Origin of the sequence: Sphaerisporangium rubeum (assembly GCF_014207705.1) — a bacterium.
Taxonomy (GTDB): domain Bacteria; phylum Actinomycetota; class Actinomycetes; order Streptosporangiales; family Streptosporangiaceae; genus Sphaerisporangium; species Sphaerisporangium rubeum.
This window is the reverse complement of record NZ_JACHIU010000001.1, coordinates 60,233-74,651: the sequence shown is the minus strand read 5'-3', so window position 1 is coordinate 74,651 and position 14,419 is coordinate 60,233. Positions and strand designations below refer to the sequence as shown.

The window sequence follows — 14,419 nt, the reverse complement described above, 5'->3', positions numbered from 1 at the left end:
GCGTACCAACGCGGCGCTCCACTGCCCCTGCATCGCCCCCCGAAACGGCTAGGCTGCACCGCATGGTGCGTATCGGAGCTCACGTCGACCAGGACGACCCGCTGGCCCACGCCGCGGCCCGTGACGCCGAGGTGGTCCAGTTCTTCCTCGGCGACCCGCAGGGCTGGAAGGGCCCGGTGATCCCGGCGAGCGCCGACGCGTTGCGCGCCTCCGACGTCGAGGTCTACGTCCACGCGCCGTACGTCATCAACGTCGCGACCGCCAACAACCGCATCCGCATCCCGAGCCGCAAGCTGCTCGCGTCCCAGCTCCAGGCCGCGGCGTCGATCGGCGCCAAGGGCCTGATCGTGCACGGCGGCCATGTCGGCAAGACCGACGACCCGCAGACCGGCTTCGACAACTGGCGCAAGGTGTTCGAGCGGCTGGAGCAGCCCGTCCCCGTCCTGATCGAGAACACCGCGGGCGGCGACAACGCCATGGCGCGCCGCCTGGAGCGCATCGCCAGGCTGTGGGACGCTCTGGACGGCTTCGACGTCGGTTTCTGCCTGGACACCTGCCACGCGCACGCCGGCGGCGAGGAGCTGATCGGCCTGGTGGACCGGGTGAAGGCCATCACCGGCCGCATCGACCTGGTCCACTGCAACGACTCACGCGACGCGTTCGACTCCGGCGCCGACCGCCACGCCAACCTCGGCAAGGGCTCGATCGACCCCGAGCTCATCCTCGCGGTGTGCCGCGCCGCCGGAGCGCCGGTGGTCGTGGAGACCCCGGCGGACGGCCAGGCGGCCGACATCGCCTTCCTGCGCGAGCACCTGTGACTGGCGTCAGCCGGCCCAGGCCCCGCTGAGGAACGTCAGCACGTTCAGCACCATCAACGGCCCCGCGAGCAGCGCGTACGTCCACAGCACCGGCTTCCGCCTGACCGCCGCCTGAGCGAGCAGGATCCACACCGGCCACCACAGCAGCGCCGACCGGGGGATCGACAGGTAGTACGCCGAGAGCACCAGCGCGCCGAGCTGCAATGCGACGTACAGGAACTCGCTCCAGCGCCGCCGGATCAGCAGCCACAGGAGGGCCGCGACCCCGAGCAGCGCTCCCGCGATCTCCATGCGGAACGGCCAGGCGAACTGCCCGTCGCCGGAGGCCATCTGCCACGTCGTCCAGAACGACTCCCACGGCCACGACATCTCGCGGCCCCAGCCCGCCTGCTGCGCGTGCTGCCAGGCGAGCCAGTCACCCGAACGGCTGTACTGGTAGGCCGAGTACGCCACCAGCGGCAGGAACGGCACCAGCAGCCACGGCGCCTTGCGCGCCGGCTGCCTGCGCATCACGAACTCGACGATCAGGGCGAGCGCCAGGAACAGACCGGTGATACGGGCCCCCGACGCTCCGGCGGCGAGCAGCCCCGCGGCCATCCAGTTGCCGCGCCGCGCGGCCAGCCACGCGGGGATCGCGAACCCGAGGAACAGCGCCTCGCTGTACCCGGCGAAAAGGAACACCGCGGTGGGGCACAGCAGGAGCATCACGACGGCCAGCCGGCCGGTTCCCGGCGGGCCCTCCAGCTCGCCGAGCCGCGCCAGGGCCACCATGGCCACGGCCCCCGCGACGAACGAGATCAGCAGTCCCGCGAGTGACCAGTCCGGGATGATCAAGTGCACCAGCCGCAGGGCCAGCGGCATGCCGGGGAAGAAGGCCGGCAGGCCCGCGTCCGGCGGGGCCGCGGGGTCGCCGTCGTACCCGAACTTCGCGATGTCCACCAGGAGTTTGGCGTCCCAGTGCAGCCACCGCTCCAGGAACGAGCTGTCCTTGTCCTGCGCGAGCACACCGATCCACACGATCGCGGTGAGGACGATACCGGCCCGCGACAGCGTCCACAGTCCCACCGTGGCGGCGTATGTGTCACGGGCCGAAGGCCGCGCGTCGGCTACGGCCTCGGTCTCCTGGGGGGACGTCTGCACGTAGAGGAGAATAGGCGGTCATCCCGGACTCTCGATCAGATTTACGGCGACTGACGGGACGGGACATTCTTGATCAGCCCGGCCGTCACCACGCAGGACGGCACGGCCGGGACAAACGTGAAACTTTCGCGTCCGCCGGATCAGGCGGGGGCCGCCGGAGCCTCGTCGCGCGCCGCCGGACGGTCCAGCCGCAGCGCGAAATGGTCAGGCGCGCCGTCGAAGACACCGCCGATGGGGTCGTCCACGCCACCCTGCCGGATCACGTCGTGCTCCGGCCACAGGATGTCGCGCACCACGAACGCGGCCAGGATCGCGATGGCCAGCACCCGGCCCCACACCGTGGCGAAGTAGGCGGTGTCGCCGATGCCGAGCATCTCATTGCCGGGCTGGAGGTGGACCAGGTAGAGCCAGATGGCGAAGAAGTACGCACACTCGGCGATCTGCCACAGCACGAGCGGCTTCCAGTTGGGCCGGGCCAGCACGGCGAACGGCACCAGCCACAACACGTACTGCGGCGACCACACCTTGTTGGTCATCATGAACGCGGCCAGCACCAGGAAACACAGTTGCATGAGCCGGGGCCGGGTGCGCGCGGTGAGCGCGAGCACCGCGATGGCCACGCACATCAGGCCGAACGACGCGATGCCGAGAGTGTCGACCTTGGCCGAGTCCCCGAGGTAGGGCCACTGCTTGCTCTGGAAGAAGAACCACACCGACCCCCAGTCGGCGCCACGCTCGCTGCTGAAGACGTAGAACCTCTTCCAGCCCTGGAAGGCCAGCAGCATGTACGGCAGGTTGACCACCACCCAGGTGATCACCATGCCGCCGACCGCGTACAGGAAGGCGGGGAACTTCCTCGTGCGCAGCGCGAGAAGGAACAGCGGCCCGAGGAAGACCACGGGATAGAACTTGGTCGCCACCGCGAGGCCGAGCAGCACACCGGCGAGGAAGTGTTTCTGCCGGGACCACGCGAGGAAGGCGCCGAGCGCGAGCACGCCGCACAGCAGGTCCCAGTTGATGAACGCGGTGAGGATCAGCGCGGGGGCGAGCGCGTACCACGCGGCGTCCCACGGCCGGCGCTGCAGGAGCGCCAGCTTCGCCATGATCACGACCCCGACGACCAGTGACACGGCCATCAGCAGCACGGTGAGGTCGTAGAACCACACCCCAGGGTCGTTCAACCCGCCGACGATGCGCTGGATCATCCACATCAGAGCGCCGATGCCGACCGGGTACTCCACAGGGTGGCCGAAATAGGGAGCCAGACCCTGGTCGAGCTTCTCGTTCCACCACAGCGGATAGATGTCGGTGTAACAGAAGTTCAGGAACTGCTGCGTACCGTCGTTCCACGCGCCGTTGAACCGGCACGGCCACTTCCACAGATACGCGAGCAGCGCTCCCGTCGTCGCGAGGAGCGCGAGGGGCACGAACGGCGCCGCGGCCCGCGCCACGGAACCCGACGTTCCCGCGGCGTACGTCGATCGGTTCATGACCTCATCCCATCACCTTGTCCCGGCACCCCGATGGCGCCGGGACTCCCAGATGATCCCTCACCGCGCCGGTGCGCGTCGTCCGCTTGTCTGTTCAGGGCCGGGGGTGGGGGGAGGGGTCGTCGCCGCGGCACCGGGTGCGTCGCCCCCGAACGGGTCGGGTCCGCCGCCGTTGTTGCAGGCGTCGTCCCACGGGAGACAGCCGTCGTTCGGAATGCCGTTGTCGTCCGGCAGTCCGTCGTCGGTCGGGAAGCCGTCGCCGTCGGGGAAAGTTTCATCCTGAGTGGGTGTCGGGGTGGGGGTCGGCTTCGGCGCGAGGTCCAGCGGCGAGCCGATGTTGGACGGCGGCGGGAACTCCTCGGCCTTCTTGCCCTTCATCGCCTCGGCCATGAAAGCGCGCCACACCCGGGCCGGCACGGTGCCGCCGTCGAAGTTGTTGCCGAGGGACAGTTCGGCACCGGTCTTGCGGTCTTCCTTGTACATGCCGACCGCCGTGGACAACTGCGGGGTGAACCCGACGAACCACGCTTCCTTGTTGTCGTTGTTCGTACCGGTCTTGCCGGCCACCGGACGGTCGGCGAGCGCCGCCGCCGTACCGGTGCCGCCCTTGACCACCGACCGGAGCGCGACGATCGCGTCGGCGGCGACCTCTTCGGCGATGACCTGCTTGGGTGTCTTGTCCTCGGTGATGATCTGGACCTTGTTCGGGTCGAGCACCTTGATGACGGTGTGCGTCGAGTAGTGCTTACCGGCGTTCGCGAAGATCGAGTAACCGGCCGCCTGCTCCAGCGGGGTGACGCCGGCACTGCCGATGGAGAACAGGTACTTGTGCTTGTTGACGCTCGTCTCCATGGCGTCCTTGCTCAACCCGGCGTCCTCGGCGATGCGCTTGACCGCGTCGAGACCCACCTCGAACCCCATCTGGCCGTAGGCGGTGTTGATGGAGTGCTGCGTGGCGTAGATGATGTCCATCGCGGACGGCGTGGAGTGGCCGTTGCTGATGGGGGTCGTGCCTTCGAGCTTCAGCGGCTGCTTGCCGGTCACGTAGCTCTTCAGGCTGTGCCCCGCCTCCAGCCACGCCGCCAGCACGTACGGCTTGAACGCCGACGCGGCCTGCTTGCGCGCCTGGAACGCCTCGTTGAACTGGTCGGGACGCTTGCCGAGGTAGTTGTTGCCTCCGTAGAACGCGATCACGCGGCCGTTCGTCGGATCGACGGCGGCGAGGCCGGTGTGGACCTCCTTGGGGAGGCCGGCGGTGGTCTGGTTCACCGCCGTCCTGGCCGCCTGCATGAGCTTGCGGTCGAAGGTCGTGTAGATCTTGTAGCCGCCGGTCTCGATCTGCGCGCGCGGCAGGCCCTTGGCCTCCAGCTCCTTGAGCGCCTCGGTCAGCATGTAACCGCGCAGGCCGCCGAACGCCGACGACTGCTTGCGCGGCTCGATCTTGGGGAACTTCAGGGTGGCCGGGTAGGCGCTGTACTCCTGGGGGTTCAGCTTGGCCATCTGCTTGAGCACATAGCCGAAACGGAACTGCGTGCCGGAGAAGTTCTTCTTCTCCTCCGCGATGTCGAACGCACCCGGCTGCTGGATGCGGCCCGCCAGGTAGGCACCCTCGGCCGGGGTGAGCTTCTTGACGCCGTGACCGAAGAACTCCTTGGCGGCGGCCTCGATGCCGTAGGTGTTGCGGCCGAAGGGGATGGTGTTCAGGTAGTACTCGAGGACCTTGTCCTTGCTCCACTCCTTGTCGAGCTTGATCGCGATGAAGATCTCCTTGACCTTCCGCTTGATCGCTCGCTCCTGGCTGAGGCCCTTGAAGTAGTTGCGCGCCATCTGCTGGGTGATGGTCGACGCACCCTGCACCTGCTCCCCGGTGGCCGTGGACCAGGCCGCGCGCACCAGGCCGGTGAAGGAGATGCCGTCGTCGCTGTAGAACGTGTCGTTCTCGGCCGAGATCACGGCGTCCCGCACGTACTTCGGCACGTCGTCGAGCTTGACGGCCCTGCGTTCGGTGCCGAGGCGCGCCATGGTGGAGCCGTCGGCGTAGTAGAACGTGCTGCCCTCGGCCTTGGCCGCGTCCTGCGCGTCCTTCTCGGTGGGGAGGTCGGTGTTGGCGTACGCGACGGCGATCATGCCGAAGATCCCGGCCGTCAGGACCGCGAGGCCGGCCAGCATGATCTTCCAGCTCGGCACGAACCGGCGCCATCCCTTACGGCGCGGCGGCTCGCCGCCGTCCTTCCCGGCCCGGCGCCTACCGGGCCCGCCTGGACCACCCGGGCCACCAGGACCGCCTGGGCCACCGGGACCGCCTGGGCCACCGGGCGGGCCGCCTCTGCGGCGGGAGACCCGGGTGCCCGGCTCACGGCTGACCACGGTCTCCGCGTCGGACGGGCCGCGCCGCTCGGCCGGCCCCAGGTCACGCCGCTCAGGGCCGCCGTGATCACGGCGCGGGCCGCCTGGGGCACGGTCGTCCGGGGCACGGTCGGCGGGACCGCGGGCCGGGGACGCGGCCCCCGCGACCCTGGCCATCGACTGGGTGTCCTCGTACGCCGCCTCGGCGCGCCGGGAACGCGGGCCCCCCGAGGGCCCACGTCGCTCGCCGCCGGCCGCGCGCGGGTCGCCCTGCCGACGGCCCGGCTCGGCCGTGGCGCGGCGCTGCTGCTCGCCGTACCCGTCGTATGGCTGGGGTGCGGCACGGTCGCGGCTCTCGGGCCGGAGTGGCGCCGCGCGGCGTCCCGGTGACGGTTCCTGCGACCAGCCCGGTGGCGGGGCCTGGTGTCCAGCGGCGGGAGCACTCCCCTGAGCAGAGCGACGGCGCCGCCCCTGACGAGCGGATGCATCGGATCCCTCGGCTGGGCCGGGGTGGCCGGTCGGCTCGGGGCCATAGCTGCTGTAACTCACGCGTCCTCGTCGGGTCAACTGGCGATCTGGAGGTCTTCGACGTCTGTGCAGGCGGTTGTAACACGCCTTGAGGGAACAGAGAGACTCGATCGGGGGCCGGCTAGGTCTCCGCGATCTGCCGGCCCAAGTCGGAGTCGCCCGGTGGCCCGTCAGTGCCTAGGACGAAGGAGACCGTCAGGTGATTCCATGCACAACCTTGGCAGACCTCGACAACGTAGACCCGGAATTCCTGGTATTCGCGGGCCATCTGAACAAGGTCTGACGTCGCCTTTACGTGCCCTGCGACCCTGCCGAGCTGGTCACCGTACACGTATGTGACATGGGTCACGTTCTGGTGCTCGCATATAGGGCATCTGCGCTGCGTTGGCTCGCCGTGGTATCTGGCCGCACGCAGAAGGTAGGGATGAGCATCGCACACATCACGCTTGGTCGTGCGACCCGAGCGAAGCGACTGGACCGTCGCCCGCTTCGCGAGGCCGTAATCCACGACCCGTCGCTGTGACCACATGAGCGCCAGACTACGACTTTTTTCGCAAATGAGGTCAATCGCCGAGCGAGTCCCTTGATTGCAGACTATGCCGACCCGACGTATCCTGCTGATGTATCGGCTCGATACATCAGCGCGAGAGGGGGCGGTTCCAGTGGCGGTCGGACGAGGCGGTGTGCTGGAACTCGCCGTGCTCGGCTCGCTCAACGAAACACCTCTACATGGCTATGAGCTGCGCAAACGGCTCAACGCCTTGCTCGGCATGTTCAGGGCGTTCTCCTACGGTTCGCTCTACCCATGCCTGCGGCAGTTGCTCATCAACGGCCTGATCGCGGAGGAGCCGCCGGAGGACGGCGACACGGCCACGCAGAGCGATGTGGCCCCGCCGCTCACCGGCCGTCGATCGAAGATCGTTTACAAGATCACCGCAGAAGGCAAAGAACGACTGCAAGAGCTGCTGACCCAGTCGGGGCCCTCGTCCTGGGAGGACGAGAGCTTCGGCGTGCACTTCGCCTTCTTCCGCCTCACGGAGGCCGAAGTGCGGTTGCGCATCCTGGAGGGCCGCCGCAGCCGCTTGGAGGAGCGTCTCGACGCGGTCCGCACCGCTCTCGCCCGCACGCGCGAACGGCTCGACAGCTACACCCTTGAGCTGCAACGCCACGGCCTGGAGTCGGTCGAGCGCGAGGTGCGCTGGCTGAACGAACTGATCGACACCGAACGCGCGCAAGCCGTTCGAGCAAGAGCGGAGAGGGCGCAGGCGCAGTCCGCCGAGCCCGTTCCTGATGAATCGAATGAGTAAAGGAGCGAGTGCGATGGGTTCCGTGCGCGTAGCCATCGTCGGCGTGGGAAACTGCGCCGCGGCGCTGGTCCAGGGCGTGCATTATTACAAGGACGCCGACCCTGCCACCCGGGTTCCCGGGCTGATGCACGTCCAGTTCGGCGACTACCACGTCGGTGACGTGGAGTTCGTCGCGGCCTTCGACGTCGACGCCAAGAAGGTCGGCCGCGACCTGTCCGAGGCGATCGTGGCGTCGGAGAACAACACCATCAAGATCTGCGACGTGCCTCCCACCGGGGTCACCGTGCAGCGCGGCCCCACCTACGACGGCCTCGGCGAGTACTACCTCGAGATGATCGAGGAGTCCGACGAGTCCCCGGTCGACGTGGTCGCCGCTCTCAAGGAGGCCCGCGCCGACGTCCTGGTGTCCTACCTCCCGGTGGGCTCCGAGGACGCCGACCGCTACTACGCGCAGTGCGCCATCGACGCCGGCGTCGCCTTCGTCAACGCGCTGCCGGTGTTCATCGCCTCCGACCCGGTATGGGCCAAGAAGTTCACCGACGCGGGTCTCCCGATCGTCGGCGACGACATCAAGTCGCAGGTCGGCGCCACCATCACCCACCGCGTCATGGCCAAGCTGTTCGAGGATCGCGGGGTCGAGCTGCTGCGCACGTACCAGCTCAACTTCGGCGGCAACATGGACTTCATGAACATGCTGGAGCGCAAGCGTCTCCAGTCCAAGAAGATCTCCAAGACCCAGTCGGTCACCTCGCAGATCCCGCACGAGATGGCCAAGGCCGACGTCCACATCGGCCCGTCCGACCACGTGCCGTGGCTCGACGACCGCAAGTGGGCCTACGTGCGCCTCGAAGGCCGTTCCTTCGGCGACACGCCGCTGAACCTCGAGTACAAGCTCGAGGTCTGGGACTCGCCGAACTCCGCAGGCGTCATCATCGACGCGGTGCGCGCCGCCAAGATCGCCATGGACCGCGGCATCGGCGGCCCGATCCTGTCGGCCTCGTCCTACTTCATGAAGTCCCCGCCGGAGCAGTACTCCGACGACGACGCGCGTGACGCCGTCGAGAAGTTCATCCGCGGCGAGGTCGAGCGCTGACCCGTCAGCCTTGACCACCGGGCCGCGCGGCGGCAGGCAGGTCCGCCGGGTCGCCCACGGGCCACGCCGCGGGGTCAGGTCCGAGTGCGGTGAGGAGGGGCACCTGCTCACCGCACCACGGCGAGATGGCGAGCAGCCCGCTCGTCACGTCGTCGGCGAACTCCTTCCACGGCATCCAGCGCGCGTCCCCCACCTCGTCGGGGTTCGGCCGCGGGTCGCCGGAGACGACGGCGCGGTAGACCGGGCACATCTCGTGCTCCACCGTGCCGTCCCCCATCACCGCGCGGTACGCGAAGCCCGGCAGGATGAGGTCGACGCGGCCGGACGTCAGGCCGAGCTCGTACGACAGCCGGCGGACCACCGCGTCGGACGGCGTCTCACCCGGCAGCGGGTGACCGCACACGCTGTTGGTCCACACCCCCGGCCAGGTGAGCTTGTGGGAGGCGCGGCGGCTGAGCAGCACGCGGCCGTCCTCGTCGAACACGTAGCACGAGAACGCCAGGTGCAGCGGCGTGTCGGCGCCGTGCACGGCCGCCTTTGGCGCGGTGCCGACGGCCTCACCGGCGGCGCTGAGAAGCACGACATGTTCGTCAAGGCTCACCTGTCCGAGATTACGTGGCCCCGCCCGGTCCACGACACGAGGCCCGGACGCGGCGCGTCGTAGCGCCTTTCTTCCCGGAGAGTCAAACGTCACCCCGAGGGGGGCAGCTCTCATCCCGGCGCACGCCGGAGGCGTTGCCGCCGCTCGTCGATGCTGTATCAGGGTTGTTCCGGATGTGACGCGGGCCACCCGGCCAGTAGGCTGACGCGCGTGTCTTTCGTCTCCGACCTCCGGGTCGTCCTCCGAGGCCGGGACTTCAGACGGCTGTTCGCCACCCGACTGGTGTCCCAGTTCTCCGACGGCGTCTTCCAGTTCGCGGTGGCCGGTTACGCGTTCTTCACCCCGGAGAAGCAGACGAGCGCCACCGAGGCCGCCGTCGCGTTCGCGGTGCTCCTCCTGCCGTACTCCGTCCTCGGGCCGTTCGCCGGGGTCCTCATCGACCGCTGGTCGCGCCGGCAGATCCTCGTGATCGCGCCGATCGTGCGCGGTGCGCTGCTGCTGCTCGCGGCGCTGCTCGTCGCGCTGAACGCGCCGGACCTCTACTTCTACGGCGCCGCGCTCCTCGTGCTCGGCGTCAACCGCTTCTTCCTCAGCGCGCTCAGCGCCGGCCTGCCTCATGTGGTCGAGGAGCGGCTGCTGCTCACCGCCAACGCGGTCACCCCGACATCAGGCACCGTCGTCACGTTCGTCGGCGCGGGAGTGGGGTTCCTGCTGCGCATGCTGTTCGGGCCCTCACATCTCGGCACCGCGTTGATCCTCATGATCTCCGGTGTGCTGTTCGGGCTGTCCGCGCTGGTCGCCGTCACCATGGCGCGCACCCTGCTCGGCCCTGTCTACGACACGAGCCTCCCCCAGGCGCGCGAGGCGGTGCGCAACGTCCTCACCGGCCTCGTCGACGGCGCGCGGCACGTGCTGCACCGCCGCTCCCCGGCGGCGGCGCTCGGCGGCATGGCGGCCCACCGGTTCATGTACGGCCTGACCATCGTCATGACCGTCATGCTGTACCGGTACTACTTCACCGACAACGCCGAGGCGGGGCTCAGCGAGGTCGCCGGGGTGCTCGCGACGTCCGGCGCGGGCTTCTTCGTCGCCGCGCTCATCACCCCGTGGGCCACCGAGCGGTTCCGTCCGGAGACGTGGATCCCCATCATGCTCGCCACCGGCGGCGCGCTCGAACTGGTGCTGTGCCTGCCGTTCCACCAGGCGGGGTTCCTCGCGATGGGCTTCGTGCTCGGCGTGACCGGTCAGAGCGTGAAGATCTGCGCCGACACGATCGTGCAGCGTGACGTCGGCGAGGTGTACCTCGGACGGGTCTTCTCCATCTACGACATGCTCTTCAACGGCATGCTGGTGCTCGCCGCCTCGGTCGCCGCCTTCCTGCTCCCCGCCAACGGCAAGTCGTACGTCGTGCTGACCATCGCGAGCCTCGGGTACATCGCCTCCGCGATCGTGTTCCGGCTGGTCACCGGCGGCGCCGCCACCGCGCGCCGCGCGCCGGAGGAAGTGCCGCAGCAGTAGGCGCCGGCCGGGCCCTGAGCCGGCCCTAGGCCGGCAGGGCCGCGGCGGCCGCGGTCATCGCGCGGGTGACGGCCGCGAGGTCGGCCGGAGTGACGCCGTACGGCGGCATCGTGTAGATGAGCCGGCCGAACGGCCGCAGCCAGACGCCGTGCCCCATCACGATCTCCTGCACCTTGCCGGCGTCCACCGGTTCGACGGTCTCGATCACCCCGATCGCGCCGAGCACCCGGACGTCCGCCACCCCCGGAGCGCCTGCCGCCTCGGCGAGACCGGCGGCGAGACCCTCCTCGATGCGCCTGACCTCCTCCTGCCAGGGCCGCTCGGCCAGCAGGTCGAGCGAGGCACCCGCCACCGCCGCGGCCAGCGGGTTCCCCATGTACGTCGGCCCGTGCATGAGCACGCCGACCCGCTCGGCCACCTCATCGGTGCACAAAGTGGCCGCCATGGTGAGATATCCGCCGGTGAGGGCCTTGCCGACGCACATGATGTCCGGCCGCACCCCCGCGTGGTCGCAGCCGAACATCTCGCCGGTGCGGCCGAAGCCTGTGGCGATCTCGTCGGCGATCAGCAGCAGGCCGTGCTCGTCGGCCAGCTCACGCAGCCTGCGCAGGTAGGCGGGGTGGTAGAACCGCATGCCTCCGGCTCCCTGCACCACGGGTTCCACGATGATCGCCGCCAGCTCGGCGGCGTGCCGGGCCACCAGCTCCTCCAGATGGGCCAGGTAGGCCGGGTCAGGCGCGGACGGCTCGCGCTCCCCTTCGGGCCCGAGGTGCCGTCCGTGGTCGCCGGGAGGCGCGTCGGCGAACACATGCCGCGGCAGCAGGCCGGAGAACAGATGGTGCATGCCGTTCACCGGGTCACAGACCGCCATGACGCCGAACGTGTCGCCGTGGTAGCCGTTCCTCACGGTGAGCAGCCGTCCTCGGCCGGTGGCCTGCACGGCCATCTTGACGGCCACCTCGACGGCCACGGAGCCCGAGTCGGCGAGGAAGACCTTGGGCAGCCCGGTGAGCCCCGCGAGGCGCACCGCCAGCCGCACCGCCGGCTCGTGGGTGAGGCCGCCGAACATGACATGAGGCATCACGTCGAGCTGCGCACGCGCCGCGGCGTTGAGCCGCGGGTGGTTGTGACCGTGGATGGCGGCCCACCACGACGACATGCCGTCGATCAGCTCCCTGCCGTCGGCGAGGGTCAGCCGCACACCGGCGGCCCGCGCCACGGGGTGGGCATGGGCCGCGACCGAGGCGTACGGGTGCCACAGATGCGCGCGATCGAGGTCACTCAGCGTGCCGGCGTCCACCCGGCCCACCTTAACCGGCCGGGCAGACGCGCGACGCCGGGCTCAGCCGTCCGCGGCGGCGTCCGTGGCTGCGTCCGTGGCGGCTTCCTTGGTCGCGTCCTTGGGATCGCTTCCCGTGCCGTCCCCCACGCCGTGCTCGCCGGCCCACCGCAGCAGCGCCTCGGCGGCGGCCTCCTTGCCGATCACTCCCTTGTCCAGGCGCATGTCGAGCAGGAACTTGTACGCCTCGCCGACGATCGGGCCCGGCCGCACGCCGAGGAGCCGCTGGATCTCGTTGCCGTCGAGCTCCGGCCGTATCTTGGCGAGTTCCTCCTCCTCGGCGAGGCGGGAGATGCGCCGCTCCAGGTCGTCGTAGGTCCGCGACAGCGCCTGGGCCTTACGGCGGTTGCGCGTCGTGCAGTCGGCCCTGGTCAGCTTGTGCAGCCGCTCCAGCAGATGGCCGCCGTCGCGGACGTACCTGCGCACCGCCGAGTCGGTCCACTCGCCGGTGCCGTACCCGTGGAAACGCAGGTGCAGCTCGACGAGCCTCGCGACGTCCGCCACGACGTCCTTGGGGAACCGCAGCTCCTGCATCCGCTTCTTGGTCATCTGCGCACCGACCACCTCGTGGTGGTGGAACGAGACCCGGCCGCCTTCCTCGTACCTGCGGGTCTTGGGCTTGCCGATGTCGTGCAGCAGCGCCGACCAGCGCAGCACCCGGTCGGGACCGGCCTGCTCCAGCGCGATGGCCTGCTCCAGCACGATCAGGGTGTGCTCGTAGACGTCCTTGTGGCGGTGGTGCTCGTCGATCTCCAGGCGCAGCTTCGGCAGCTCCGGCAGGACGTGCGCCGCGAGGCCGGTGTCCACGAGCAGGCCGAGACCCTCGCGCGGGTGGGCCCCGCAGATCAGCTTGTCCAGCTCGTCACGGATGCGCTCGGCCGAGACGATCTCGATGCGGTCCGCCATGCCGGTCATCGCGTCCACCACGGCCGGATCGACGGTGAAACCGAGTTGCGCGGCGAAACGCGCCGCTCTCAGCATGCGCAGCGGGTCGTCGTCGAAGGACCGCTCAGGCGGGCCGGGGGTGCGCAGCACCTTGGCCGACAGGTCCGGCAGGCCGCCGTACGGGTCGACGAACTCGTGGCCCGGCAGCCGGACCGCCATGGCGTTGACCGTGAAGTCACGCCGCTCCAGGTCGGCCTCCAGCGTCTCGCCGTACACCACGCCGGGTTTGCGGGACTTCGGGTCGTACGACTCGCTGCGGTAGGTGGTGATCTCCAGGACCCAGTTGCCCTTGCGGACCCCCACCGTGCCGAAGTCGATGCCGATGGTCCAGATCGAGTCGGCCCAGTCCTTGACGACGTCGAGCACCTGCTCGGGACGCGCGTCGGTGGTCAGGTCGAGATCGTTGCCGATGCGGCCGAGGAAGACGTCGCGAACCGACCCGCCGACCAGGGCGAGCTGGTGGCCGTGCGCGGCGAAACGGTCGCCGAGCTCGTCGGCGACCGGTGCGATCCGCCGGAACAGGTCGATCACTGCCTTCTGCTGACTGACGCTCAGATTTGACACGGACAAGCTGGGTAGGTCCTTCGATTGCGGTTGCGATCCTCCGCACCGGGCTCGGTACGTCCCCGCCAGGGGACCTACCCCGGGCGGACACCGGGTCACGGCTGCGGATCCGTCGGGGGCACCCGCCGAGAACAGGAGCACAAGCGATGAAAGACGCCCTCGCGATCCACCGTTGGCTCCTGTCCCACCAGATCCATCACGAAATCGTAAGGCTTCCACGCGCGTTAACGTGTGTCGACGATCTGCCCGGCATTCTGGATGTCGAACCCGCTTCCTGTGTGAAGGTCACGGTCTTCGAGGTCACGACCCGCGACTGGCGGGATCCTGTGGCGGTCGTCACCACCGTCGCGGCGCCGCCGCGGCCCGGTGCCGTCGCCGCGCTTCTCGGCGCGCGCCGGGTGCGTCCCGCGCCGGCGTTCATGGTCAACGCCGCCACCGACTACGCCGCCACATCGGTGTCACCTCTGCTGCTGCCGCCGGCCCTTCGTGTGCTGGTGGACGACCGTCTCGCCGAGATCCGCGACCCCGACGACCCGCTGTACTCGCCGACCGGCGAACGCCGCACCGCGCTGCGGCTGCGGGCCGTGGACCTGGTCACGCTCCTGCCTGGCAAGTTCGTGGACCTGCAGGCGCCGAGGCACCGCACGGTGCGGCTGCCGGGTTCCAAGGAGGTGCGGCCCGTCGTGAGCCCGCCTCGCTGCGGGTCGCCGCCCGCTCGGCTTTAGGCCAT

The 14,419-nt window shown here is 69.5% G+C and carries 13 protein-coding genes; 6 read left to right on the top strand and 7 right to left on the bottom strand.

The window, feature by feature from the left end; translation table 11 throughout:
- Positions 1 to 62 precede the first annotated feature (62 nt).
- Positions 63 to 818 carry a deoxyribonuclease IV gene (locus BJ992_RS00340; RefSeq protein ID WP_221474622.1) on the top strand — a complete coding sequence of 252 codons (756 nt, stop codon included), beginning with the start codon at positions 63 to 65 and terminating at the stop codon, positions 816 to 818.
- A 6-nt stretch (positions 819 to 824) separates the two neighbouring features.
- On the opposite strand, the gene BJ992_RS00335 is transcribed toward BJ992_RS00340, so the two are convergent.
- The 3 genes from BJ992_RS00335 to BJ992_RS00325 form a co-directional block, all read right to left on the bottom strand.
- Positions 825 to 1,958, bottom strand: coding sequence for a mannosyltransferase family protein (locus BJ992_RS00335; RefSeq protein ID WP_343072430.1), 1,134 nt, complete (start codon positions 1,956 to 1,958; stop codon positions 825 to 827).
- A 140-nt stretch (positions 1,959 to 2,098) separates the two neighbouring features.
- Positions 2,099 to 3,448 carry a glycosyltransferase family 87 protein gene (locus BJ992_RS00330; protein WP_184977950.1) on the bottom strand — a complete coding sequence of 450 codons (1,350 nt, stop codon included), beginning with the start codon at positions 3,446 to 3,448 and terminating at the stop codon, positions 2,099 to 2,101.
- A 60-nt stretch (positions 3,449 to 3,508) separates the two neighbouring features.
- Positions 3,509 to 5,635 carry a transglycosylase domain-containing protein gene (locus BJ992_RS00325; RefSeq protein WP_184977949.1) on the bottom strand — a complete coding sequence of 709 codons (2,127 nt, stop codon included), beginning with the start codon at positions 5,633 to 5,635 and terminating at the stop codon, positions 3,509 to 3,511.
- A 243-nt stretch (positions 5,636 to 5,878) separates the two neighbouring features.
- Between BJ992_RS00325 and BJ992_RS00320 the strand changes: the two genes are divergently transcribed.
- Positions 5,879 to 6,184 (top strand): hypothetical protein, encoded by a 306-nt coding sequence (locus BJ992_RS00320; protein WP_184977948.1) that lies wholly within the window; start codon positions 5,879 to 5,881, stop codon positions 6,182 to 6,184.
- Between the two features lie 259 nt (positions 6,185 to 6,443).
- On the opposite strand, the gene BJ992_RS00315 is transcribed toward BJ992_RS00320, so the two are convergent.
- Positions 6,444 to 6,851 carry a DUF5318 family protein gene (locus tag BJ992_RS00315; protein ID WP_184977947.1) on the bottom strand — a complete coding sequence of 136 codons (408 nt, stop codon included), beginning with the start codon at positions 6,849 to 6,851 and terminating at the stop codon, positions 6,444 to 6,446.
- Between the two features lie 133 nt (positions 6,852 to 6,984).
- Here BJ992_RS00315 and BJ992_RS00310 point away from each other — a divergent pair, with 133 nt between their 5' ends.
- Both BJ992_RS00310 and BJ992_RS00305 read left to right on the top strand, forming a co-directional pair.
- Positions 6,985 to 7,629, top strand: a complete 645-nt coding sequence (locus BJ992_RS00310) for a PadR family transcriptional regulator (RefSeq protein WP_343072429.1) — start codon at positions 6,985 to 6,987, stop codon at positions 7,627 to 7,629.
- A 13-nt stretch (positions 7,630 to 7,642) separates the two neighbouring features.
- Positions 7,643 to 8,722 (top strand): inositol-3-phosphate synthase, encoded by a 1,080-nt coding sequence (locus tag BJ992_RS00305; protein WP_184977946.1) that lies wholly within the window; start codon positions 7,643 to 7,645, stop codon positions 8,720 to 8,722.
- Positions 8,723 to 8,726: 4 nt separating this feature from the next.
- Here BJ992_RS00305 and idi read toward each other — a convergent pair whose 3' ends face one another.
- Positions 8,727 to 9,323, bottom strand: a complete 597-nt coding sequence (gene idi / locus BJ992_RS00300; protein ID WP_343072428.1) for an isopentenyl-diphosphate Delta-isomerase — start codon at positions 9,321 to 9,323, stop codon at positions 8,727 to 8,729.
- Between the two features lie 210 nt (positions 9,324 to 9,533).
- Between idi and BJ992_RS00295 the strand changes: the two genes are divergently transcribed.
- Positions 9,534 to 10,841, top strand: coding sequence for an MFS transporter (locus tag BJ992_RS00295; RefSeq protein WP_184977944.1), 1,308 nt, complete (start codon positions 9,534 to 9,536; stop codon positions 10,839 to 10,841).
- Positions 10,842 to 10,866: 25 nt separating this feature from the next.
- On the opposite strand, the gene BJ992_RS00290 is transcribed toward BJ992_RS00295, so the two are convergent.
- Together BJ992_RS00290 and BJ992_RS00285 are read right to left on the bottom strand one after the other, a co-directional pair.
- A complete protein-coding gene (locus BJ992_RS00290) occupies positions 10,867 to 12,141 on the bottom strand; it encodes an adenosylmethionine--8-amino-7-oxononanoate transaminase (RefSeq protein WP_343072427.1) in 1,275 nt (424 codons plus the stop codon).
- 42 nt (positions 12,142 to 12,183) lie between these two features.
- Entirely contained in the window at positions 12,184 to 13,695 is a 1,512-nt protein-coding gene (locus BJ992_RS00285; protein ID WP_184977943.1) for a CCA tRNA nucleotidyltransferase, read from the bottom strand.
- 140 nt (positions 13,696 to 13,835) lie between these two features.
- Between BJ992_RS00285 and BJ992_RS00280 the strand changes: the two genes are divergently transcribed.
- Positions 13,836 to 14,414, top strand: coding sequence for an aminoacyl-tRNA deacylase (locus tag BJ992_RS00280; protein ID WP_184977942.1), 579 nt, complete (start codon positions 13,836 to 13,838; stop codon positions 14,412 to 14,414).
- Positions 14,415 to 14,419 lie beyond the last annotated feature (5 nt).